This is a genomic window from Zoogloea sp. (assembly GCF_030157465.1).
In the GTDB taxonomy this organism is placed as follows: Bacteria; Pseudomonadota; Gammaproteobacteria; order Burkholderiales; family Rhodocyclaceae; genus Zoogloea.
The window spans coordinates 13472-34743 of sequence record NZ_JAOAUU010000155.1; the positions used below are offsets into that span (position 1 = coordinate 13472).

Annotated in this window: 20 protein-coding genes and 1 tRNA gene; 15 read left to right on the top strand and 6 right to left on the bottom strand. The window is 66.4% G+C overall.

Annotation, left to right across the window (positions count from 1 at the left end):
* Nucleotides 1–32 precede the first annotated feature (32 nt).
* The 3 genes from Q1W26_RS19005 (at nucleotide 33) to Q1W26_RS19015 (ending at nucleotide 2886) form a co-directional block, all read left to right on the top strand.
* Nucleotides 33–1535 (top strand): sodium:solute symporter family protein, encoded by a 1503-nt coding sequence (locus Q1W26_RS19005; RefSeq protein ID WP_300443313.1) that lies wholly within the window; start codon nucleotides 33–35, stop codon nucleotides 1533–1535.
* A gap of 81 nt (nucleotides 1536–1616) precedes the next feature.
* Entirely contained in the window at nucleotides 1617–2246 is a 630-nt protein-coding gene (locus Q1W26_RS19010; protein WP_300443315.1) for a flavin prenyltransferase UbiX, read from the top strand.
* A gap of 22 nt (nucleotides 2247–2268) precedes the next feature.
* Nucleotides 2269–2886, top strand: coding sequence for an LON peptidase substrate-binding domain-containing protein (locus tag Q1W26_RS19015; RefSeq protein WP_300443317.1), 618 nt, complete (start codon nucleotides 2269–2271; stop codon nucleotides 2884–2886).
* A 16-nt stretch (nucleotides 2887–2902) separates the two neighbouring features.
* On the opposite strand, the gene mutY is transcribed toward Q1W26_RS19015, so the two are convergent.
* Nucleotides 2903–3958, bottom strand: coding sequence for an A/G-specific adenine glycosylase (gene mutY / locus Q1W26_RS19020; protein ID WP_300443319.1), 1056 nt, complete (start codon nucleotides 3956–3958; stop codon nucleotides 2903–2905).
* A gap of 99 nt (nucleotides 3959–4057) precedes the next feature.
* Here mutY and Q1W26_RS19025 point away from each other — a divergent pair, with 99 nt between their 5' ends.
* The 5 genes from Q1W26_RS19025 to Q1W26_RS19045 are packed head-to-tail and all read left to right on the top strand — an operon-like array spanning nucleotide 4058 to nucleotide 7062.
* Nucleotides 4058–4549, top strand: coding sequence for a flavin reductase family protein (locus Q1W26_RS19025; RefSeq protein WP_300443322.1), 492 nt, complete (start codon nucleotides 4058–4060; stop codon nucleotides 4547–4549).
* Nucleotides 4550–4569: 20 nt separating this feature from the next.
* A complete protein-coding gene (locus Q1W26_RS19030) occupies nucleotides 4570–5358 on the top strand; it encodes an alpha/beta hydrolase (protein WP_300443324.1) in 789 nt (262 codons plus the stop codon).
* A gap of 31 nt (nucleotides 5359–5389) precedes the next feature.
* Nucleotides 5390–5761 carry a diacylglycerol kinase gene (locus tag Q1W26_RS19035; RefSeq protein ID WP_300443326.1) on the top strand — a complete coding sequence of 124 codons (372 nt, stop codon included), beginning with the start codon at nucleotides 5390–5392 and terminating at the stop codon, nucleotides 5759–5761.
* A gap of 23 nt (nucleotides 5762–5784) precedes the next feature.
* Nucleotides 5785–5994 (top strand): hypothetical protein, encoded by a 210-nt coding sequence (locus Q1W26_RS19040; RefSeq protein ID WP_300443329.1) that lies wholly within the window; start codon nucleotides 5785–5787, stop codon nucleotides 5992–5994.
* A 60-nt stretch (nucleotides 5995–6054) separates the two neighbouring features.
* Complete coding sequence (locus tag Q1W26_RS19045; protein WP_300443331.1) at nucleotides 6055–7062, top strand: nucleoid-associated protein; 1008 nt, start codon at nucleotides 6055–6057, stop codon at nucleotides 7060–7062.
* A gap of 15 nt (nucleotides 7063–7077) precedes the next feature.
* On the opposite strand, the gene Q1W26_RS19050 is transcribed toward Q1W26_RS19045, so the two are convergent.
* The gene (locus tag Q1W26_RS19050; protein WP_300443334.1) at nucleotides 7078–8103 is read right to left on the bottom strand and encodes an RNA methyltransferase; all 1026 of its coding nucleotides are present in this window, start codon (nucleotides 8101–8103) and stop codon (nucleotides 7078–7080) included.
* 183 nt (nucleotides 8104–8286) lie between these two features.
* Between Q1W26_RS19050 and Q1W26_RS19055 the strand changes: the two genes are divergently transcribed.
* Complete coding sequence (locus tag Q1W26_RS19055; RefSeq protein ID WP_300443337.1) at nucleotides 8287–10110, top strand: response regulator; 1824 nt, start codon at nucleotides 8287–8289, stop codon at nucleotides 10108–10110.
* On the opposite strand, the gene Q1W26_RS19060 is transcribed toward Q1W26_RS19055, so the two are convergent.
* Both Q1W26_RS19060 and Q1W26_RS19065 read right to left on the bottom strand, forming a co-directional pair.
* Nucleotides 10100–10225, bottom strand: coding sequence for a hypothetical protein (locus Q1W26_RS19060; protein WP_300443340.1), 126 nt, complete (start codon nucleotides 10223–10225; stop codon nucleotides 10100–10102). The genes Q1W26_RS19055 and Q1W26_RS19060 overlap by 11 nt on opposite strands.
* A gap of 227 nt (nucleotides 10226–10452) precedes the next feature.
* Nucleotides 10453–11565 (bottom strand): NADH:flavin oxidoreductase/NADH oxidase, encoded by a 1113-nt coding sequence (locus tag Q1W26_RS19065; protein WP_300443342.1) that lies wholly within the window; start codon nucleotides 11563–11565, stop codon nucleotides 10453–10455.
* Between the two features lie 279 nt (nucleotides 11566–11844).
* Between Q1W26_RS19065 and Q1W26_RS19070 the strand changes: the two genes are divergently transcribed.
* From Q1W26_RS19070 to Q1W26_RS19090, 5 genes are all read left to right on the top strand, one after another.
* Entirely contained in the window at nucleotides 11845–12660 is an 816-nt protein-coding gene (locus Q1W26_RS19070; RefSeq protein ID WP_300443344.1) for a substrate-binding domain-containing protein, read from the top strand.
* 3 nt (nucleotides 12661–12663) lie between these two features.
* Nucleotides 12664–15213 carry a response regulator gene (locus Q1W26_RS19075; RefSeq protein ID WP_300443347.1) on the top strand — a complete coding sequence of 850 codons (2550 nt, stop codon included), beginning with the start codon at nucleotides 12664–12666 and terminating at the stop codon, nucleotides 15211–15213.
* A 55-nt stretch (nucleotides 15214–15268) separates the two neighbouring features.
* The gene (locus tag Q1W26_RS19080; RefSeq protein WP_300443349.1) at nucleotides 15269–17200 is read left to right on the top strand and encodes a diguanylate cyclase; all 1932 of its coding nucleotides are present in this window, start codon (nucleotides 15269–15271) and stop codon (nucleotides 17198–17200) included.
* A 285-nt stretch (nucleotides 17201–17485) separates the two neighbouring features.
* Nucleotides 17486–19027, top strand: a complete 1542-nt coding sequence (gene ahpF, locus Q1W26_RS19085) for an alkyl hydroperoxide reductase subunit F (protein WP_300443351.1) — start codon at nucleotides 17486–17488, stop codon at nucleotides 19025–19027.
* 144 nt (nucleotides 19028–19171) lie between these two features.
* Nucleotides 19172–19248: transfer RNA gene (locus tag Q1W26_RS19090), tRNA-Val, on the top strand.
* Between the two features lie 116 nt (nucleotides 19249–19364).
* Here Q1W26_RS19090 and Q1W26_RS19095 read toward each other — a convergent pair.
* Entirely contained in the window at nucleotides 19365–20243 is an 879-nt protein-coding gene (locus tag Q1W26_RS19095) for a pirin family protein (protein ID WP_300443354.1), read from the bottom strand.
* A gap of 24 nt (nucleotides 20244–20267) precedes the next feature.
* Nucleotides 20268–20678: an OsmC family protein gene (locus Q1W26_RS19100; protein ID WP_300443357.1), complete on the bottom strand. Its 411-nt coding sequence runs from the start codon at nucleotides 20676–20678 to the stop codon at nucleotides 20268–20270.
* Nucleotides 20679–20957: 279 nt separating this feature from the next.
* On the opposite strand from Q1W26_RS19100, the gene Q1W26_RS19105 reads away from it, so the two are divergent.
* Nucleotides 20958–21170: a hypothetical protein gene (locus Q1W26_RS19105; RefSeq protein ID WP_300443359.1), complete on the top strand. Its 213-nt coding sequence runs from the start codon at nucleotides 20958–20960 to the stop codon at nucleotides 21168–21170.
* The last annotated feature ends 102 nt before the right edge of the window (nucleotides 21171–21272 follow it).

The following is a 21272-nucleotide window of genomic DNA, read 5'->3' on the forward strand; positions in this document are numbered from 1 at the left end:
GATCCACCAACGTATTTTTTCCGGTTCGCCCCATGCTGTTCTGGTTCGTCATTGCCTACTGGCTGATCTCGGTCGCCATCGGCCTCCTTGCCGCCACGCGGGTTCACAACACCCGGGATTTCGCCGTGGCCGGCCGTCACCTGCCCTTCTCGATGGTGACGGCAACGGTGTTCGCGACCTGGTTCGGGGCCGAAGCGGTGCTGGGTATCCCGGCGACCTTCCTCAAGGAAGGGCTCGGCGGGGTGGTGGCCGACCCCTTCGGCTCGTCCATGTGCCTGATTCTGGTCGGGCTGTTTTTTGCGGCGCCGCTCTACCGCATGAACCTGCTCACCATCGGCGACTTCTATAAGCGGCGCTACGGCCGCAGTGTCGAGGTGCTCACCACGCTGGCCATCGTGATCTCCTACCTGGGCTGGGTCGGGGCGCAGATCACCGCCCTCGGGCTGGTCTTCAATGTGGTGTCGGCGGGTGCGATCAGCCAGGTGGCGGGCATGTGGATCGGCTCGATCACCATCCTCGTCTACACCCTGTTCGGCGGCATGTGGGCCGTGGCGGTCACCGATTTTTTGCAGATGATCATCATCGTCATTGGCATGCTGTGGATCGGCAACGAGGTGAGCGGCATGGCCGGCGGCGTGGGCGTGGTGGTGGGGCATGCGCTGAACAGCGGCAAGTTCGCCTTCTTTCCGGCTGCCGACGCGAAGGAGGTGATCGCTTTCATCGCCGCGGCGGTCACCATGATGCTCGGCTCCATTCCCCAGCAGGATGTCTTCCAGCGCGTGCAGTCGGCCAAGACCGAGAAAATCGCGGTATGGGGCTCGGTGCTGGGGGGCAGCCTGTACCTGGCGTTCGCCTTCGTGCCGATGTTCCTGGCCTACTCGGCCACCCTGATCGACCCGGCGATGGTGGGGCGCCTGATCAACACCGATTCCCAGATGATCCTGCCCGAACTGGTGCTGTCGCGGGCGCCGCTGGTGGCGCAGGTGCTGTTCTTCGGTGCGCTGCTGTCGGCCATCAAGAGCTGCGCCTCGGCCACGCTGCTGGCGCCGTCGGTCACCTTTACCGAGAACATCCTGCGCCCGGCCCTGCCGCACCTGACCGACCGCAAGCTGCTGTTCTGGATGCGTGTCGTAACCTTCTGCTTCACGGTGCTGGTCACGCTGTACGCGATGGTGTCCGACGCCAGCATCTTCAAGATGGTTGAAAACGCCTACCAGATCACCCTGGTTGCCGCTTTCATCCCGCTGCTGGGCGGCCTGTTCTGGCGGCGCGCCACCAACCAGGGGGCGCTGGTGTCGATTGTTTGCGGTATCGGGGTGTGGCTGGCGGTGCATCTGGCCGGGGGCGAGTCGCCTTTCATCCCCGCGCAACTGGCCGGCTTGATGGCCAGCGCCGTCGGCATGCTGGCCGGTTCGCTGGTTCGCCAGTGGATTCCTCACGACGAAGGGGCGCACGAGCGCCTGCGTCACGGGCACCACGCGGCCGATGTCCACGGCGTTGCCCACGAGGGCATCGGGGCGGTGCATCGGCATTGAGCCGGCCCGGCTCGCAGGAACGCCGCCCACCGCTGCGTGGTCCATCAACAACTGACGCTTTCAAACCGGGAATCTTCACACTTGAGTCTTCACCCCTCGCAATCCAGAACCATCGCCGTTGCCCTGACCGGGGCCTCCGGCATGCCTTACGGGCTGCGGCTCGTCGAATGCCTGCTGGCGGCGGGGTGCCGGGTGTGGCTGCTGTATTCGCAGGTGGCGCAAATCGTGGCCCGCCAGGAAATGGATCTCGCCCTGCCGGCCCGCCCGGCCGAGGTCGAGGCCATGCTGGCCGCGCGCTTTGGCGCGGCCGACGGCCAGTTGCGGGTGTTCGGGCGCGAAGAATGGTTTGCGCCGCCGGCATCGGGCTCCAATCCGCCGGACGCGATGGTGGTTTGCCCGTGTTCCATGGGCTCGCTGGCGGCGATCGCGGCGGGGCTGGCGAGCACCCTCATCGAGCGCGCGGCCGACGTGGCGATCAAGGAAGGCCGCAAGCTGATCATCGTGCCGCGGGAGACGCCCTTCTCGCAGCTGCACCTGGAAAACATGCTGCGCCTGGCGCGCATGGGCGTGGTGATCCTGCCGGCCAACCCGGGCTTCTACCACCACCCGAAAAGCGTGGGCGAGCTTGTCGATTTCGTCGTTGCCCGCATCCTCGACCAACTGGGCGTGGCGCATACCCTCATGCCCCGCTGGGGCGAGGGTGATGAATAAAGATCAACCAAGGACCGAAGCCATGACCGTAGCCTCTGCGGAGCGCGTGCAACTGCCCGCCGAGATTCCGCTGTTTCCCCTCAACCTGGTGCTGTTTCCCGATGGCGTGCTGCAGCTCAAGCTGTTCGAGGCCCGTTACCTGGACATGGCGGCGCGCTGCATGCGCACCAGTTCGCCCTTTGGCGTGTGCCTGATCCGGGAGGGCAGCGAAGTGGGCGAGGTGGCGCAGCCCCATGATCTCGGGTCGATGGCGACCATCGTGGATTGGGACATGTCGCAGCCGGGCCTCTTGTTCATCACCACCCGCGGCGGGCCGCGCTTCCGGATCATCGAGCGAAAGATCCAGTCCGACCGCCTCCAGACCGCTCGCGTGAGCTGGCTGGATGAACCGCCGCCCCAGCCCGTGCCCGAGCATCTCGCCGGCGCGGTGCCGCTGCTCCGAGCCATTGTCGCCGATGCCGGGCCCGACGCTTTTGCCCAGCCCCATCGTTTTGACGATGCCACCTGGGTGGGCTACCGGCTGGCCGAAATCCTGCCGATCCCCACCGAAGCCCGCCTGCGCCTGCTCGAACTCGATGACACGATTTCGCGGCTGGAGATCATTCACGCCTTCCTCAAGCAGCACCAGCTGATCGACTGAGGGGCGCGCCCTCCACTCAGGGCTGGCTGAACAGATCCCGGCGCACCAGTTGCTCCAGCAGCTTGCGGATCGGTGCCGGCAGCGCCGCCTCTTCGAGGCGCTCCAGCGGATGCCACACGGCGCCCGCCTCGGTGCAGGCTGCCGGCGGGCCGGCCACCTCTACGGCTTCGGGCTGCAGCTCCAGCGTGAAATGGGTGAACACGTGGCGAAAGCCGGCCAGCGGCGTGACCCCGCGCACCGTCAGTCCGTAGCGCGCGCTCACCCAGTCGGCGGTGTCGGCGTCCTCGGGCAGTTCGGGCAGGCTTTGCAGGCCACCCCAGATGCCCGCTGGCGGGCGCCGTTCCAGCAGCACCGTGCCGTTGGCGAGGATCACCGCGAAGCGTCCGCTGCGCTGCCGGGTGATTTTCTTCGGCCGGGGTGTGGGCAGATCGGCCACGCGGCCGTCCTTCAAGGCCACGCAGGTGGTGGCCAGCGGGCAGCGGGAGCAGGCCGGGCGGCCGCGGGTGCACACGGTGGCGCCCAGATCCATCTGGGCCTGGGTGTAAATATCCACGTCGCTTGCCGGCAGCAGGCTCTCGGCCAGTTGCCACATGGAGTTTTCCACCGGCTTGGTGCCCGGGAAGCCCTCGATGCCGAAGGCGCGGGCCAGCACCCGCTTCACGTTGCCGTCGAGGATCGCCGCCCGCGTGCCATAACTGAAGGCGCTGATCGCCGCCGCCGTCGAGCGGCCGATGCCCGGCAGTTCGGCCAGCAAGGCCGGATCGGCCGGAAACACCCCGCCGTGTCGGCCCATCACCGCCTGGGCGCACTTGTGCAGGTTGCGCGCCCGGGCGTAGTAGCCCAGGCCGCTCCACAGGGTGAGCACGTCCTCCACCGGCGCGGCGGCCAGGCTGGGCAGGTCGGGAAAGCGTTCGAGAAAGCGCCCGTAGTACGGAATCACCGTGTCCACCTGGGTTTGCTGGAGCATGATTTCCGACAGCCATACCCGGTAGGCATCCCGGGTCTGCCAGGGCAGGTCATGGCGGCCGTGGCTGTGCTGCCAGTTGATCAGCGTGCTGGCGAATGTACTCAATGTCTGTCCCCCTCGACGCTGGGCTGTTGCGGCGCGATAATTCCCGGCCCCCCAACAGGTTTCCGATCCGCCAATGCGGTCGGCCATTCCGATTTCATCATGACTGTTCCCAAAAACGACCCGGCGGTCCGCGCCTTTCGCGACACGCTGGGCATGTTTCCCACCGGTGTGACGGTGATCACCGCCCGCGCGCCGAGCGGCGAGCCCATCGGCCTCACGGTCAGCTCCTTCAATTCGGTGTCGCTGACGCCGCCCCTTGTGGTGTGGAGCCTGTCCGGCCACCTGCCGAGCGTGCCGATCTTCGAAAACGCCGAAGTGTACGCGATCAACATCCTCGCCGACGACCAGCAGGACATCTCCCAGCGCTTCGCCAGCCGTAGCGACGACAAGTTCGCCGGCCTGGCCTTCACCGAAGGGCTGGATGGCGTGCCTGTGCTGCCCGGCTGCTGTGCCTCGTTCCAGTGCCGCCAGTACGCCCGCCACCCCGGCGGCGACCACGTGATCTTCATCGGCGAAGTGGTCCGCTTCGAGCGCGACGTCACCAAAAAGCCCTTGCTGTTCCAGGGCGGCGCCTACCAGCGCCTAGCCTGACTTTCACCGGCGCTGCCCAAATGAACGCTCCCCACTGGATCGAAACCGGCCGCGGCGAACGTGCGCTGGTGTTCCTGCACGGGATCAGCGGCGGCGCCGCCGGCGCGCTCGACATCCTGCCGCTGCTCACCCCGCCAGGCTGGCGCGGGCTGGCCTGGGACATGCCGGGCTACGGCAACAGCCGGCAGGTCGAACCGGTAAGTTTCGACAGTTTTGCCGGCGCGCTGGTCGATCTCTTCGATGCCGCCGGGCTTGAACAGGCGGTTCTGGTCGGGCACAGCATGGGCGGCATGATTGCGCTGCAGGCGGCGGTGCGCTTTCCCGAACGCATCTCCGGCCTTGTGCTGGCCTGCTGCACGCCGGCCTTCGGCGCGCCGGCCGGGCCGCTGCAACAGGCCTTCCTGGCCCGCCGTCTCGGCCCCCTCGACGAAGGGGCCACGATGCGCGAGCTGGCCGTGGAGCTGATCCCGACCATGGTCGGCCCCGGTGCCGACCCGGTGGTGGTGCGCGATGCCGTGGACCTGATGGGCCGGATTGCGCCGGCCAGCTACCGTGCGGCCATGCACGCGCTGCTCGGCTTCGACCAGCGCGCCGCGCTGCCCGGCCTGGCGCTGCCGGCGCTGGTGCTGGCGGGCCGTCACGACGCCGTGGCGGCGCCCGCGGTGCTGCGCCGCATGGCCGAAAGCCTGCCCGCCGCCACCTACCTCGAAATCGACGCCGGCCACCTGCTGCCCTTCGAGGAGCCCGCAGCCTTTGCCGCGGCGGTGCGCGAATTCCTCGCCGGCCTCGACTGCATGCCTGTCATGTGAGCCGTTCAGGCTCGGTGATTTTTATCCCGCCATGAACGAGAGCCCCTTCAAAGGCAAGACCGGCCTGGTCCGCGTCTGGAACGCCTTTCACTACTCCATGGCCGGCCTTGCCGCCGCCTACCGCAACGAAGACGCCTTCCGCCAGGAGGTGCTGCTGGCCGCGCTGCTGATTCCGCTGGCCCTGTGGCTGCCGGTGAGCGGCGTGGGCAAGGCGCTGATGATCTTCAGCGTGTTGCTGGTGATCCTGGTCGAACTGATCAATTCCGCCGTCGAGGCCGCCGTCGACCGCATTTCCCTCGAGCACCACCACCTTGCCAAGCGCGCCAAGGACATCGGCAGCGCCGCGGTTTTCGTGGCGCTGGTGAATGCAGTGGTAGTCTGGATGCTCGTATTGCTCGCCTGAACCTGTCCGCTATCCGACTCCCGATGACATCCAGAACCTCCCGCCCAAGCAAAAAGCCCTGCGTCAATTGCACCTGCGCCACCACCGGCTTCTGCCCGCGGGGCGTGGGCGCCAACATTCCGCCCGAACTCGCCGCCCAGGCCACCGTGCCGGCCAAGCCCCGCTCGCCCGGCCAGGTGCGCCGCGAGCAGCTGGCCCAGCTGGCGGGCAACCGCAAGAAGATGCGCTTTTAAGCGGCGCCCGAGGCGCTGCCCCGTGCGACAATCCTGCCCCCTCATTTGCCGGACGCCCCCATGACCGAGTCGACGCACACCCTCACCGCCCTCGTCGTTCACCGCCTGATCCGTGCTGCCGAGGGGCCGTCGCAGCTTGAGCTGCGTGCCGCGCCGAACCCCCTCGACGACGCCTCCGCGCGCCTGATGGAGCGCCTGTGCCGGTATTTCGCCGAACGGCCGGGCAAGGGTTTCGGGCATTTCGAGCGGGACGAGCGCAGCTTTCCGATGCCGGCCATGGTGCGCCGGCATGTGATCGAAGAGAGCATCGACTTCACGGCCTTCTCGGCCGAAATGCTGGCCCATCTGCAGCAGCGGGTGGACGAGGACAAGGTGGACGACGGTGGCTACGTGCTGATCGCCCGCGCCACCGTGTTTGGCGCAGATTGCCTGTACGTGGCGCTGCTGCAGGAAACCCTCGGCACGGTGATCGGCGAAGGCTTGTCGATCCACGACAGCCCGCACCTGGATTTTGCCGGCCTGCAGGTGGCCGGGCGCATCGACATCACGGCCTGGCAGGCCGGCGCCGAGCGCTACATCGCCTTCCTGAAAGGCCGCGGCGATCTGGCCGGCTGGTTCAAGCGCTTTCTGGGCTGCACCGACGTGGTCATTGCGCTCAAGGAAACCAAGAAGCTCGTCGAAACGCTCACCCACTTCGCCGAAACCCAGCAGCTTGAAGCGCCGGCCCGCGACGAACTGATGGAGCGCGCCCACCTGGTGCTCGAGCAGATGCACGAAAGCGGCGCCGCGCTGGATCTGGCCGCCGTCGCCAGCGAGATGTTTCCGGATGCGCCGCAAAAGCTCCAGGCCACCCTCCAGGACGAAGCCCTCGATCTGGCCAGCGGCTTCGTGCCCGACAAGCGCGCGCTGCGCCCGCTGATCCGCTTCAAGGCCAGCGCCGAGGACTGGAAGCTGGAGTTCGAACGCAGCGGCCTGCGTTCGGGCGCCGTGCAATACGACGAAGCCAACAACACCCTGGTGCTGACCAACGTGCCGGAGAGCCTGAAGAAGATGCTGCTGGAGGGCTGAACCCGCGGTGGCGCCTCAGCGCACGAAGCGAACCGGCGTTTCCGCGGCGAGGGTGCGCGCCCGCAACTGGCCGCAGCCGCCGTCCACATCCTGCCCGGCCGAATTGCGCAGCTTGGTAAGGATGCCGCGGCGGTGCAGCTGGCGGGCGATGTCGGCGGCCTTGTCCCACGCCGGGCGGCGGAAGGGCAGGTCGGGGATGGTGTTGTACGGGATCATGTTCATGAGCGCGTACTTGCCGGACAGCAGGCGGACGATGCCGTCGAGCTCTTCCGGACTGTCATTGACGCCTTCGATCAGCGTCCATTGGTACTGGATCGGGTAGCCGGTGCGCCGGGCGTAGGCTTCGCCGAGTTCGACGAGTTCGTCCGGATCGATACGCGGCGCCTTGGGCAGCAGCTCGGCGCGCAGATCGGCGCGGCTGGTGTGCAGCGACAAGGCCAGCGCCGGCTTCACCACCAGTTCGGGCAGGCGCTCGAAGACGCGGCGGTCGCCCACTGTGGAGAACACCAGGTTCTTGTGGCCGATGCCGCCCTCGCTGCCGAGCAGCTGGATCGCTTCGATCACGTTTTCCATGTTGTGGGCGGGTTCGCCCATGCCCATGAAAACCACCTTTTTAACCGGCCGTTGCTGCCGCGCCAGCACCACCTGGGCGACGATCTCGGCGCTGCCCACCTGGCGCAGCAGGCCGTCGCGCCCGGTCATGCAGAATACGCACCCCACCGCGCAGCCCACCTGGCTCGACACGCACAGGCCGTCGCGAGGCAGGAGCACGCTTTCGATGGTCTGGCCATCGGGAAGCTCGACCAGCAGGCGCGCCGAACCGTCGTCGGCCGGGTGTTCGGAGCGCAGGCGCGCCAGCCCGGCCAGCTCGGCCGAGATGGCCGGCAGGGCGTCGAGCACCGGCTGGGGCAGCATGGGCCCGCGCCGCGTCGGGCCGGCGTCAAGGGGCAGGGCGTGGGTCCAGGCACGCAGGATGCGCTGGACGTGCACGGGTTTGGCGCCCAGGTCGGCCAGGCGCTGGCGGAGGTTTTCGATGCGCATGAGGGGGCGAATGATAGGCTTTTTTTGACGGTTTTTCAGGGGTTTGGCTGTGACTTACAGCCCTGTTCCGTCTGGCCGCGACAGGACCGGAGGCCGTGGATCGTGGATAATCCGGCGGTCCCTGACGCCAAGCGCCTTTGGTTCGTCAGGCCGCAAGCGACGATTGCCCTGTTACGCCATACCATGCCCAGCGAAGACCTGATGTCAGTCGAGAGGGAGACGAAGCGGCAGATGCTCATGCTGCTGTACCGCAACTCCCTGTCCTCATTCCCGCTCAATTTTGTGACCTCCGGCATGCTTGCGCTGGCCTTGATGCAGCAGGAGCTTGCCTTTGCTGTGCATCCGTTGGTCTGGCTGGGCGCCGTGGGGGCCCTGAGCCTGCCTTTTTATTTCAACGCCCGCCACTTCCTGAAGCATCCGGCCAGGCAGCAGGGCGAGGTGGCTCTCGCCCGGGCCGGTCGCATCAACCTGTGGGCAACGATCGTGCTGGGCGGGGGGTGGTCGGTGGCGACATTCCTCTATGCCCCCGGGGAAAGCCTGGAGTTCCGCCTTTTTCTTGCGGCGCTGATTGCCGGCCTTGGGGCCGGTGCGGTGCCCAAGCAGGCCGGTGAGTGGCCCTACAGTCAGGTGTTCCTCGGCCTGATTGCGGCCCCGCTGGCGCTGGTGTCCATCGCGGCGGGAACGCCGCTCGATTACCTGATCGCCTTTGGCGTGTTGGTGTATGTGGTGGCGCTGCTGGACAGCGCCAGGTATCTCAACGACGCCCTGACCACCTCGATGCGGCTGGGCATCGAGCGCATGTCGCTGCTGGCGTCGACCCGCGAGGTGCTGGCCCGGGCCGAGCAGGCCAGCAAGGTCAAGAGCGAGTTCCTGGCCAACATGAGCCATGAAATCCGCACCCCGATCAACTCCATTCTGGGCATTGCCCAGGTGATGCTGCGCGGCGACGTGAGCCCCGGCCAGGCCGGGCAACTGGCCCGGATCGACATGGCCGCCGAGCATCTTCTGGGGGTGATCAACGACATTCTCGATCTTTCGAAGATCGAAGCCGGCAAGATGACGCTGGACACCAGCGAGCTTGAGGTCGGCGAGATTCTCGAACAGGTGGTCGGCCTGCTCTCACGGGATGCGGGCAGCAAGGGGCTAAGCCTGACGGTGGACTGCGATCCGTTGCCCCGGCGCCTGCTGGGCGACTGTGTCCGGCTGACCCAGGCCCTGCTCAACTATGTCAACAATGCGGTCAAGTTCACCCCGCGCGGCAGTGTCACGATCCGGGTGCGCCGCCAGGCTGAAACCGGCAGCCGCATCCTGTTGCGCTTCGAAGTCGAGGATACCGGGGTCGGGATTGCCCCCGAACAGTTCGCGCGCCTGTTCTCGGCTTTCGAGCAGGCCGAGGCCTCCACCGTCCGCGAATATGGCGGCAGCGGGCTCGGGCTGGTCATCACCCGGCACCTGGCGCAACTGATGGGGGGCGACGTGGGCGGGCACAGCGAACCGGGCGTCGGCAGCACTTTCTGGTTCACGGCCTGGCTTGGCAAAGAGCGCGTGATGCCTGACGCGCTGCCTCTGGATGTATCGCTGGATGCGGCCGAGGAGGCCCTGCGCCGCAACTACGCAGGCCGGCGCGTGCTGCTGGCCGACGACGACGAGGGCAACCGTCAGCTGGCCATGGAAATCTTCGAGCTGGCCGGCCTGGCCATGGACATGGCGTGCAGCGGTGTGGAGGCGCTCGAGATGGCCGGCGCGACGGCCTACGACCTGATCCTGATGGACATGCGGATGCCCAAAATGGACGGGCTGGAGGCCACCCGCCGGATTCGTCGCCTGCCCGGCCACGCGCGCACGCCGATCCTGGCAATGACCGGCAACGCTTTCCGGGAGGACAGGGAGAAATGCCTGGAAGCCGGCATGAACGATTTCATTCCCAAGCCGGTGCTGCTCGAGATGCTTTACGCGAAGCTGCTCGAGTGGCTGCCGCCCTCCCGCCAGGAAGGTGCTAGCGGGTAATCAGCGGGACGATGTCCTTGGCGTGCTTCTTGGCTTGTTTGGCGGCCTTTTTTTCCTTGGGGTTCAAGGCGGGCTGTTTTTTGGTTTCCTTGTTGCTCTGTTGTGTCTTGGTCATGATCGTGCTCCTGGTGGGCTCCTGGCGAACGCCGGGTGCACTTCACTATAGGCCGATGGGCGGCGGCAAACCGTCGCGGCAAAAATATGGCACGGGCGGGGCAGGCACGGGCTTGCGCGCAGCGCTCCACACGTGGGGCAAGGCTTGTTCAAAAGCCTGCGCGACTGCGCCGGCAACGGGCAATCCTGCGGGGGCAAACGCGTTCGCCCCCGCCCGGCACGCGGGTTTCAGCGCATCCCGATGTGCGCGCCCTTGAACAGGTCGGGGAGCCCGCGGGGCTGGCTGCGCCAGTACTGGCAGGGCGCCTCCACCTGAGCACCCAGTTTTGCGGCGGCGTGCCACGGCCAGCGGGGGTTGTAGAGCATGGCGCGGGCGATGCCGACCAGATCGGCCTGGCCCTTGGCGACGATTTCCTCGGCATGTTCGGCTTCGGTGATGAGGCCCACGGCGATGGTCGGCAGGCCGGTTTCGGCACGGATGCGTTCGGCGAAGGGCAGCTGGTAGCCCGGCGCCAGCGCAATCTTCTGCAGGGGCGACAGGCCGCCGGTGGACACATGGATGAAGTCGCAGCCGCGCACTTTCAGGGCCTGGGCCAGGGCCACGCTTTGTTCCAGATCCCAGCCGCCCTCCACCCAGTCGGTGGCCGAAATGCGGATGCCCACCGGTTTGCCGGCCGGAAAGGCGGCGCGCACGGCGTCGAACACTTCGAGCGGAAAACGCATGCGGTTCTCGAGATTGCCGCCGTAGGCGTCGTCACGCAGGTTGGTGAGCGGCGACAGGAACTGGTGCAGCAGGTAGCCGTGGGCGCCGTGCAGCTCGATGCAGTCCAGCCCGATGCGGGCGGCGCGGCGGGCGGCGTCGGCGAAGGCCTCGCGGATACGCACGAGGCCGGCGGCGTCGAGGGCCAGCGGGGCGGCTTCGTCGGGCAGGTACTTGAGCGCGGAGGGCGCCACGGTGGGCCATCCGCCTGCGGCCGGCGGGAGCAGCTGCCCGCCCGCCCAGGGCACGGCGCTGGAGGCCTTGCGCCCGGCGTGGGCGAGCTGAATGGCGATCGGCATGGCCGAATATTTGCGCACGCCTTCGAGCACCCGGCCGAGGGCCGCTTCGTTGGCGTCCGACCACAGGCCGAGGTCAGCCGGCGAAATGCGCCCGATCGCTTCGACGGCCGTGGCTTCGATGACCAGCATGCCAGCGCCGGATTCGGCCAGCTGGCCCAGGTGAATCATGTGCCAGTCGGTGGCGTTGCCGTCCTCTGCCGAGTACTGGCACATGGGGGCAATGACGATACGGTTGGGCAGGGTGAGATTGCCGATGGCGTACGGGGAGAAGAGGGCGGACATGGGGGCTCCGGATGGGGGGAATCCGGCATGATCCCAGAAAACACGGCGGCCGGTAATTTGCGCAAAACCCTAAGCGAAAACCGCTTGCCGTGCATGACACAAGGGGCTTTCCCGGGCATGCGCATGAACTCTGTGGCGGTGCCTTGCGGCTCAAGTCGGACGGCATGGCGCCGCTATTAATAGCCGGGCGTCCTGATGCGCGCGTGGTGAAAAGATGCCGCAGTCCTGCATGCGCACCGCCCCGAAGCTCCGCCGATCATTTCCTGGGTAGCACTGCCGATGTACCTGTCACATCCCTTCCCGATTCTTCTGGGCTGCATTGCCGCGCTGCTGGCGCAGCCCGCGTCCGCCGAAACCCTCAGGCTTGGCGGCACCGGTTCATCGGCCTCCCTCGTTGAGCGGCTGTTCGAAGAGTTTCGCAAGCAGGTGCCCGGTGTGGAACTCGTCCAGCCCAGCCCGCCGCTGGGCTCCGGAGGTGCGTTGAAGGCCCTGGCAGGTGGGCGCATTGACGTCGCCTTCGCCGGGCGGCCGCTCAAACCCGAGGAGCTGGCGCAGGTCGGGCGGCATTTCAGGCTGGCCAGCACGCCCTTTGTGCTGGCGTCGTCGGGTGGCCAGAAGAAAAACGGCTTCAGCCTCGATGAACTGGCGGGCATTTATTCCGGCACGCAGTCTGGCTGGGAGAACGGCACCCCGATCCGTCTCGTGCTGCGCGCCAGCTTCGAAAGCGATACGGAGCTTCTTCGCTCCATGTCGCCGGCGATGGCGCAGGCGGTCGGTGATGCGGCGCGGCGCCCGGGCATGGCGATGGGGCAGGACGATCTGGAAACCCTCAAGTTGCTGACGCGTGCGCCGGGCTCTCTTGGCCCCACCACGCTGGGGCTGCTGAGCGTCACCGGCTCGCGCCTGACCGTGTTTCCCCTCAATGGCGTGACGCCGAGCCTCGCAACGCTCAGGAGCGGCAGCTACGCCTGGAGCAAGGACATGCTTGTCGTCCTGCCGCGCCAGCCGACTCCGCTGGCCGAGCGCTTCGTCGGCTTTTTGCGCAGTGACAAGGCCCGCGCCCTGCTGCTGCGTTACGACTATCTGCCGTACTGACCCATGACCGAGTTCGTCCATCCGCGGCTCTCCGGCGTGATTACGCGGCTGGCGGCGGCGCTTGCGCTGCTGCTGGTCGTGGTGCCCACCGGGTTTTATGCCTGGCACGATTATTCCGAATCGGCCCGGGCCCTCGACGCCGATCTCCAGTTCCAGGTCAGGCTGGTCGAGCAGTTCATTCAGGAGCAGCCGGATTTCTGGGAAGACAATTCAAGCCGGCTTCAGGCGCTGCTCGAGCCCCAGGTGCTGTCGGGCCATTTCTTCCGGCTGAACGGCCAGAAGGACGACATTGTTTTCCAGACCGGTCCGGAACCTGCCTGGTATTTCCTGTTGCGCAGCCGGCCGGTGTATTCCTTCGGCGTGCCGACCGGCTCGATCGTGATCGGTGTCTCCCGCCTGAACGCGATCGTCATCGGCGGGCTCATTGCATTTTTCAGCAGTTGCGCGGCGTGGGCCATCTGGGGCCCCGGGCGGCGCCTGCCGCTGGATGCGCTGGGCCGCGCCGAGGCAAGGCTGCGCGAGCACCAGACTTACCTGGAGGACACGGTGCGCGCCCGCACCGCCGAGCTGCGTTGCGCCAAGGAGCGCGCCGAAGCGGCCAGCCAGGCGAAAAGTGAATTCCTGGCCACGATGAGCCACGAGATACGCACGCCGATGAACGGTGTGCTGGGCATGACCGAGCTGCTCCTCGATACGCGCCTGGACGACACCCAGCAGCACTACGCCGAACGGGTGCTGCACTCGGGCCGGCATCTGCTCGCGATCATCAACGACATCCTGGATTTTTCGAAGATCGAATCGGGCCACATGGAACTCGAATCGATCGACTTCAGCCTTGGCGAACTGGTCGAGGACACGGTGGCCATGTTTGCCCATACGGCGGCCGAAAAGGGCCTGGAACTGGCCAGCCAGCTCTCGCCGCCCGACATCACGCTGGGGGTGCGCGGCGACCCTTACCGGCTGCGCCAGGTGCTGGCCAACCTGCTCAACAACGCCATCAAATTCACCCGTCGCGGTGAGGTGGTGGTGCGCGTCCGGATGGAACCGGAAGGAGCCTTGTGCCGGGTTGTGCTGAGTGTCGAGGATTCGGGCGTGGGCATTGCGCCGGAGCAGCGGGGCAAGGTCTTCGAGCACTTCTCCCAGGCGGACGGCTCCACCACCCGCGAATTCGGCGGCACCGGCCTGGGGCTTGCGATCTGCAAGCGCCTGGTGGCCTTGATGGGCGGCCACATCGGGGTGGATAGCGAACTGGGCAAAGGCTCGCGTTTCTGGGTCGAACTGATGCTGCCACGGGCCACCGAAACCGTGCAGGCCCTGCCGGCCGTGCCGCAGATGGAGACCTTGCGGGTACTGGTGGTGGACGACAACCGGACGAACCTGGACATTCTGCGATTGCAACTGGGCGCCTGGCGGATGAGCCCAAGCTGCGCCGAAAGCGGTGACCAGGCCCTTGAAATGCTGCATGAAGCCGCGGCGCGCGGCGAACCCTTCGATCTGGCCATTCTCGACATGCACATGCCGCGCATGGATGGCCTGCAACTGGCCCGCGCCATCCAGGCCGACCCCGTCCTCATCCCGACCCGGCTGCTCATGCTGACCTCCGCCTGGGTGCCCGGCAGCGCCGGGGAGCGGGAGCAGGCCGGCATTCTGTGCTGCGTGAACAAGCCGGTTCGCCAGTCCGAACTGTACGAAGTGATTGTGCGGGCGCTGGCGGCCCCGCGCGCGCCAGTGCCGGTCGTGGCGCCCGCGGCGGCATCTGCCACCGCGCTGAGCGGCCGGGTGCTGCTGGCCGAAGACAACCTCGTCAACCAGGAGCTGGCCCGCGCGATGCTCTCCAAACTGGGACTGACCGTGGTGCTTGCCGGCGACGGCCAGGCGGCGCTGGACCTCATCGCTGAACAGCCCTTCGACCTGGTTCTGATGGACTGCCAGATGCCGGTGATGGATGGCTACCAGGCCACCGCGCTGCTGCGTCAGCGCGAGGCCGGGCACGGCGGGCACCTGCCCGTGGTGGCCCTTACGGCCAACGCGCTGGAAGGGGATCACAACCAGTGCCTGGCCGCCGGAATGGACGACTACCTGGCCAAGCCCTACACCCGGCAGCAACTCGAACAACTGCTGCGTCGCTGGCTGCCGGTCGGGGCTCCGCGGACTGCCGAGCCCGTGGCGCCCGTCGAACCCGTGCTCGAGCGGTCTGCTGCCGCCATCGACAGGCAGGTGCTGACGCAATACCGGGAGCTGGATCCTTCCAGCGCATCGGGCCTGGTGACTCGCCTCATGCGGGTTTATCTGGACAGCTCCCGCGCGCTGCTCGGGCGCGCCGAAGCCGCACTTGCCGCCGGCGATGCGGCCGCCCTGCAGCACGCCGCCCATCCGCTCAAGTCGAGCAGCGCCAACGTGGGCGCCTTGACCCTCGCAGAACTCTGCAGGCAACTTGAAGCCCTGGGCAAGGAAGCCCGGCTCGACGAGGCCCAAGCGCTGTTCGATGCAGTCCGTCAGGAGCATCAACGGGCGGTGACCGAAATCGACACCCTGCTGGCGGAGGCCCCATGAACGGCAAGACACTCAAGGCGCTTCCCGCCGCCCCCACCCCGGATTCCTCCCTACGATGAGCACCCCGTCCCGCCCCGAGACGTCGAAAACCGTCGAGCAGCTGCGCCTGAGCGGCCAGTTGCCGAGCCCGAAAGGCGTGGCGCTGGCGATCATGGATATCTGCCGGCGTGACGACGCCACCATCGAGGCCATCGCCCGCATCGTGCAGGTCGATCCCGCGCTGAGCAGCCGGCTCATCCACCTGGCCAATGCCGCGGCCACCGCCGGCGGCCGGCCGGTGGCCTCCGTGCCCGACGCCATCCAGCGCCTGGGCATGGTGACGGTGCGTCAGGTGGCGGTGTGCTTCTCGCTGATGGACCAGTACCACACCGGGCCCTGCAAGGCCTTCGACTATGACCGGTTCTGGTCCCACTCGCTGCTGATGGCGGTCGCGATGCAGGCCCTGGGTGCCTTCGGGCGGCTGGGTTCGCCTGACGAGCTGTTTGCCTGCGGCCTGCTGGCACGGATCGGCTACCTGGCCCTGGCCACGGTTCATCCCGCTGAATATTCTGCGCTGCTCGAAAAATGTCCGGACCAAAGCCGGCTGGCCGAGCTCGAGCGGGCCCATCTGCAGGCCGACCACAACGACTTCACGGCCGCCATCCTGGCCGACTGCGGCATCCCCGGAGCGCTCGCGGAGCCCGTCTATCACCACGAAACGCCCGACCGATCGGGCTTTGCCGAAGGCTCGCGCCCCTACCAGCTCGTCCAGCTGCTGCACCATGCCCGGCGCGTGGCCGACATGGGCCTGGCGCCGGATCACGCGCGGAGCGGCATCATTTCCGAGCTGATGCTGCTGGGCGGCAAGCTCGGCCTGGATGGAAACGAACTGGGCGACGTGCTCGATCGCATCCTGGCCCGCTGGGGCGCCTGGGGTGAATTGCTGCATGTGCCCGCCCGCCGCCTGCCCTCGTTTGCCAGCATGGCGGCGGCGCCGGCACCCAAGTCCGATGCGCCGAAAACCTCGGCCATACGGGTGTTGCTGGTCGAGGACGAGCCCACCTCCCGCATGCTGCTGGAGGCGCAGCTGATCAGCCTGACCGGCCCCGAAGTGCATTCGGCCAGCAACGGCGAGGAGGCGCTTGCGCTGGCGCTCAAGCTGCAGCCCCACATCATCGTGACCGACCGGGTGATGCCGGTGATGGATGGCATTGCGCTGAGCCGCGCGCTGCGCGCCACCGACTGGGGGCAGTCGATGTATGTGCTGATGCTGACCGGGGTCGACACCGAAGAGGAGATCGTCGAGGCCTTCGAGGCCGGTGTGGACGACTACGTGACCAAGCCGGTTAACCTGCGCGCCCTCAGCGCCCGCATGCGCGCCGCCCTGCATTACGTGCAGCTGCTGGAAGCCTGGGAGCGTGACCGGGCGCAGCTCAAGCAGTTTGCGTCCGAGCTGGCCATCAGCAACCGCAAGCTCGAACATCTGGCCCTCACCGACCTGCTGACCGGTTTGCCCAACCGCCGCGCCGGCATGGCCACCCTCAGCCAGGCCTGGAGCGCCGCGACCCGTTCGCGGCAGGGCATGTCGGTGATGATGGTGGATATCGACCGCTTCAAGAGCATCAACGACACCCATGGCCATGCCGTGGGCGACCGGGTGCTGGCCGACGTGGCCCGCCTGCTGCGCGCCTCGGCCCGCAACGACGATCACGTCATTCGCCTGGGGGGCGAGGAGTTTCTGGTGATTTGCCAGAATACCGATTTAAGATCCACCCTCGAAGCCGCCGAGCGACTGCGGCGCAAGGTTGCCGCGGCGAGCATTGAAGCCGGCCGGGCTCTTCTGCACGTCAGCATCAGCATCGGCGTCGCCTCCCGCGAATCGACCATGCCCGACCCGGACAGCATGCTGGCCGCGGCCGACCAGGCCCTTTACGCGGCCAAGCAGGGCGGCCGGGATCGTGTCTGCCTCAATTCTGCCGGTTCGCTCATCTGCCGTTCGACACGCTGATCCGCCCGACAGAACGAGCGCCGCCCGGTTGGTGGGGCACAACTGACGGTGACGGAGCCCAAAAAATCGCCGCCGACGTTGATAGCTTTTGTGAATAGACTTTATCGGTCTAATCAATTGGATCAATCCTTAAGAATTTTCTAATATTCATCCCATGCCCTCTCGGCAAGCTCCCGGGCTTGCACGAAAGACCCCGGCCAACCGGTGCGGATTCGAGCTTCAGCCTCGTCGCGCCGGAGAGCGCCTCCGGCGATGCAACTCAACATTGATAAAAGGGACGACACCATGCTTGACGCAAACATCAAGGCTCAACTCAAGGCCTACCTTGAAAAGCTGCAACGCCCGATCGAACTGGTCGCATCCCTGGACGACAGCGCCAAGGCCCAGGAACTCCGCAGCCTGCTCGACGACATCTCCGAACTCTCGAACAAGGTCACGCTCCGCGATGACGGCCAGCACGCGCTGCGCCCCTCGTTTGGCGTGGCCGAGCCGGGCCAGGTGCCGCGCATCCACTTCGCTGGCATTCCGATGGGGCACGAATTCACCTCGCTGGTGCTCGCCCTGCTGCAAACCGGCGGCCACCCGCCCAAGGTGGATGCCGCCGTGATCGAGCAGATCAAGGCGCTGCCCGGCAAGTTCGAATTCGAAACCTTCATCTCGCTGTCCTGCCATAACTGCCCGGACGTGGTGCAGGCCCTCAACCTGATGGCCGTGCTCAACCCGGGCGTGACCAGCACCATGATCGACGGTGCGATGTTCCAGGACGTGGTGAACGAGCGCCGCATCATGGCCGTGCCCACCGTGTTCCTGAACGGTGCCGAATTCGGCCAGGGCCGCATGACCATCGAGGAAATCGTCGCCAAGCTGGACACCGGCGCCGTTGCCCGGGCCGCCGACGAGATCAAGGCGAAGGAGGCTTTCGACGTGCTGGTGGTGGGCGGTGGCCCGGCGGGCGCTTCGGCGGCGATCTACGCCGCGCGCAAGGGCATCCGCACCGGCATCGTCGCCGAGCGTTTTGGCGGCCAGGTGATGGACACCATGGGCATCGAGAACTTCATTTCGGTGAAGTCCACCGAGGGCCCCAAGCTGGTTGCCGCCCTCGAGCAGCACGTCAAGGAATACAGCGTCGATGTGATGAACCTCCAGCGCGCCGTCAAGCTGGTGCCGGGCGAGCTCATCGAGATCCAGCTCGAAAACGGCGCCACGCTCAAGAGCAAGTCGGTGATTCTTTCCACCGGCGCCCGCTGGCGCGAAATGGGGGTGCCCGGCGAGCAGGAATACAAGGCCAAGGGCGTGTGCTTCTGCCCCCACTGCGACGGCCCGCTGTTCAAGGGCAAGCGCGTGGCGGTGATCGGCGGCGGCAACTCCGGCGTCGAAGCGGCGATCGACCTTGCCGGCATCGTCGCCCACGTCACGCTGCTTGAATTTGCCCCGGAGCTGCGCGCCGACGCCGTGCTCCAGACCAAGCTCCGCAGCCTGCCCAACGTGACGGTGATCACCGAGGCGCTGACCACCGAAGTGATCGGCGACGGCCAGAAGGTGAGCGGCATCTCGTACAAGAACCGCCAGACCGACGAGATCAAGCACGTGGAGCTGGAAGGCATTTTCGTGCAGATCGGCCTGCTTCCGAACAGCGACTGGCTCAAGGGCACGGTTGAATTGTCCGACCGCGGCGAGGTCGTCATCGACGCCAGGGGGCAGACTTCCGTGCCGGGTGTTTTCGCCGCCGGCGACTGCACCACGGTGCCCTACAAGCAGATCATCATTGCCATGGGCGCCGGCGCCACCGCCTCGCTCAGCGCATTTGATCACTTGATCCGCAGCTGATTTTCGGCCCCGATACCCTGCTTCGTCCAAAAAGGCGGGGCAGGGTATTGCAAAACGGCGCAGGGGTCTTATAATCCGCCCCCTTCCGCTGCTGCTCTCAAAGCGCAGCGGGCAGCAAGGCCGGGAATTCAAACCCCCATGAATACGTTCTTAGCTCAGCTGGTTAGAGCGCCACGTTGACATCGTGGAGGTCGGCGGTTCGATTCCGTCAGGACGTACCAGACATTTCGCCCATCCGGCCAGGCCGGATCAGGCAATAAAAAACCCGCCCAGGTGGCGGGTTTTTTATTGCCTGAAATCAGCGAAACCGATGGGTGGGGTTCCGGCCGGCGGCTACTCAGACGCCACTCCATGGCAGGGGCGGGGCCGTGAGGCGGGTCAGTTGGCCGGCTACGGGGCCAAACCGTGCGTCGCCGGCTTCCCAGTGGCGTTGCGCCTCGGCGATGCGGGCTTTGTCGAAGCCGATGAAGTTCCACCACATCAGCACCGGTTCGGCAAAGGCTTCGCCCCCGAGCAGCAGAATCTTGCTCTCGGCGGCCACGTCGAGCGAGAGCCGGTCGCGGCCCTGACCGAGGTAGGCGAATTCATCGGCCGGGATGCTTTCTCCATCGACACGTGCCGAACCGGTCAGCGGTAGCAGCGCATATTCGAAATCCGGGTTCAGCGTGAGGTCTAGTGTTGCTTGCCGACGGGAGGCGATGTCCAGCCCGAACAGCGGCGAGAACAGCTCGGTTGGCGCCACGGCGTCGCCATAACGGCCGGCCAGCAGGGTGAGTGTGGCGTCGTTGTGCTGCCATGCGGGCAGTTCAGGGTAATGCGCGAAGCCGGGGGCGCGATCCTGGTGGTCGGGCGGCAAGGCGATCCACAGCTGTGCGGCGTGCAGGCGCTGGCCCGGGTGCAGCGAATCCTCGGTGTGGGCGATGCCGTGGCCGGCGGTCATCAGATTGATCTGGCCGGGCTGGATGATCTGCTCGTTGCCCAGGCTGTCGCGGTGCACAAGCTCGCCTTCGATCATCCAGGTGAAGGTCTGCAAGCCGATATGCGGGTGGGCGCCGACATGCATGCCCTGACCGGCGGCAAAGTCGACGGGGCCGGCGTGATCGAGAAAGCACCACGCGCCGACCATCCGTTGCTGGCGGGTCGGCAAGGCCCGGCGTACCCACATGCCGCCGCCCAGATCGGCCGGCCGGGTGGGAATTCGGACAAGGCTTGGCATACGGTTTCTCCTCAAAAACAGCACTCAGGCAAACAGTTCGGTGTGCACCCGGATCTCGCCGGTGAGCAGCTTGTGCATGGGGCAGGCGTTGGCGGCCTTGAGCAATTGTGCCCGTTCGTCGTCGCTCAATTCACCCACGAGCAGGATCTTGCGCACGATGTCGTTGCCGCCCTCGGGCTTGCCGTCCGGATTCAGCTGCAGCTCCACCTCGACACCGGTCAGGGGAATCTGCCGGCGCGCCGCCACCATGCGCAGGGTGATCGCCGTGCAGGCGCCGAGACCCGCCAGGATCAGCCGGTCTGGTGACGTGGCCGTGTTGCCGCCGCCAACCTCGGTGGGTTCATCCGCGGTCCAGGTATGACCAAGGTCATCGCTGAAGGAAACGATGTAGGGCGTGTCTCCCAGAACGGTCTTGACGAAGGGGGTGGCTGGCATGATGGCTCCTGATAAGGTGAGTCGGCAGGCAGATTCTGACCGCAGAAGTGCCGCAAAAATTCGGCCCGCAAAAATTCGATAAAACGCGCAGCCGTTCAGCGTGGCCATTGTGCGTGCAGATCGCTCCAGCGCGTCGCCGGCATCCCGCTGCCGGCGCCCACGTGTCCCACCGCCCAGGGTTTGAATTAAGCACCGCCGTTTTTTGTGAGTGCCAGCGTACAGAGCGCGCCAGATTTCATCGCTAATCTCGGTTTCGTGACTACTGGACTGGAACCCGATATGCAAAATTCCTGGCTGAAAAAGAACCCGTTGATGAGCATGTGGCTCAGCGAGGCAAACCGGATAGCCGCATTGGTGCGTGTCCAGGCAGCCGCGCAGGCCAAGCGCCAGATCAAGGCGGCGGCAGGCAAGGCCACCACTGACAACCTGAAGACCTTGCTTGACGTGACCGAGCCGGCATTGCCCAAGGCCACGCCCAAACGGCGTCGTTGATTTTCCGGGTGTGTCACCTGAGCACAGGGCACCAGCCTGAATGCAAGCAAGTGCGAGCCTATGTAAGGCAGCGTACAGACGGGTTTTTATTTCCTGACTATT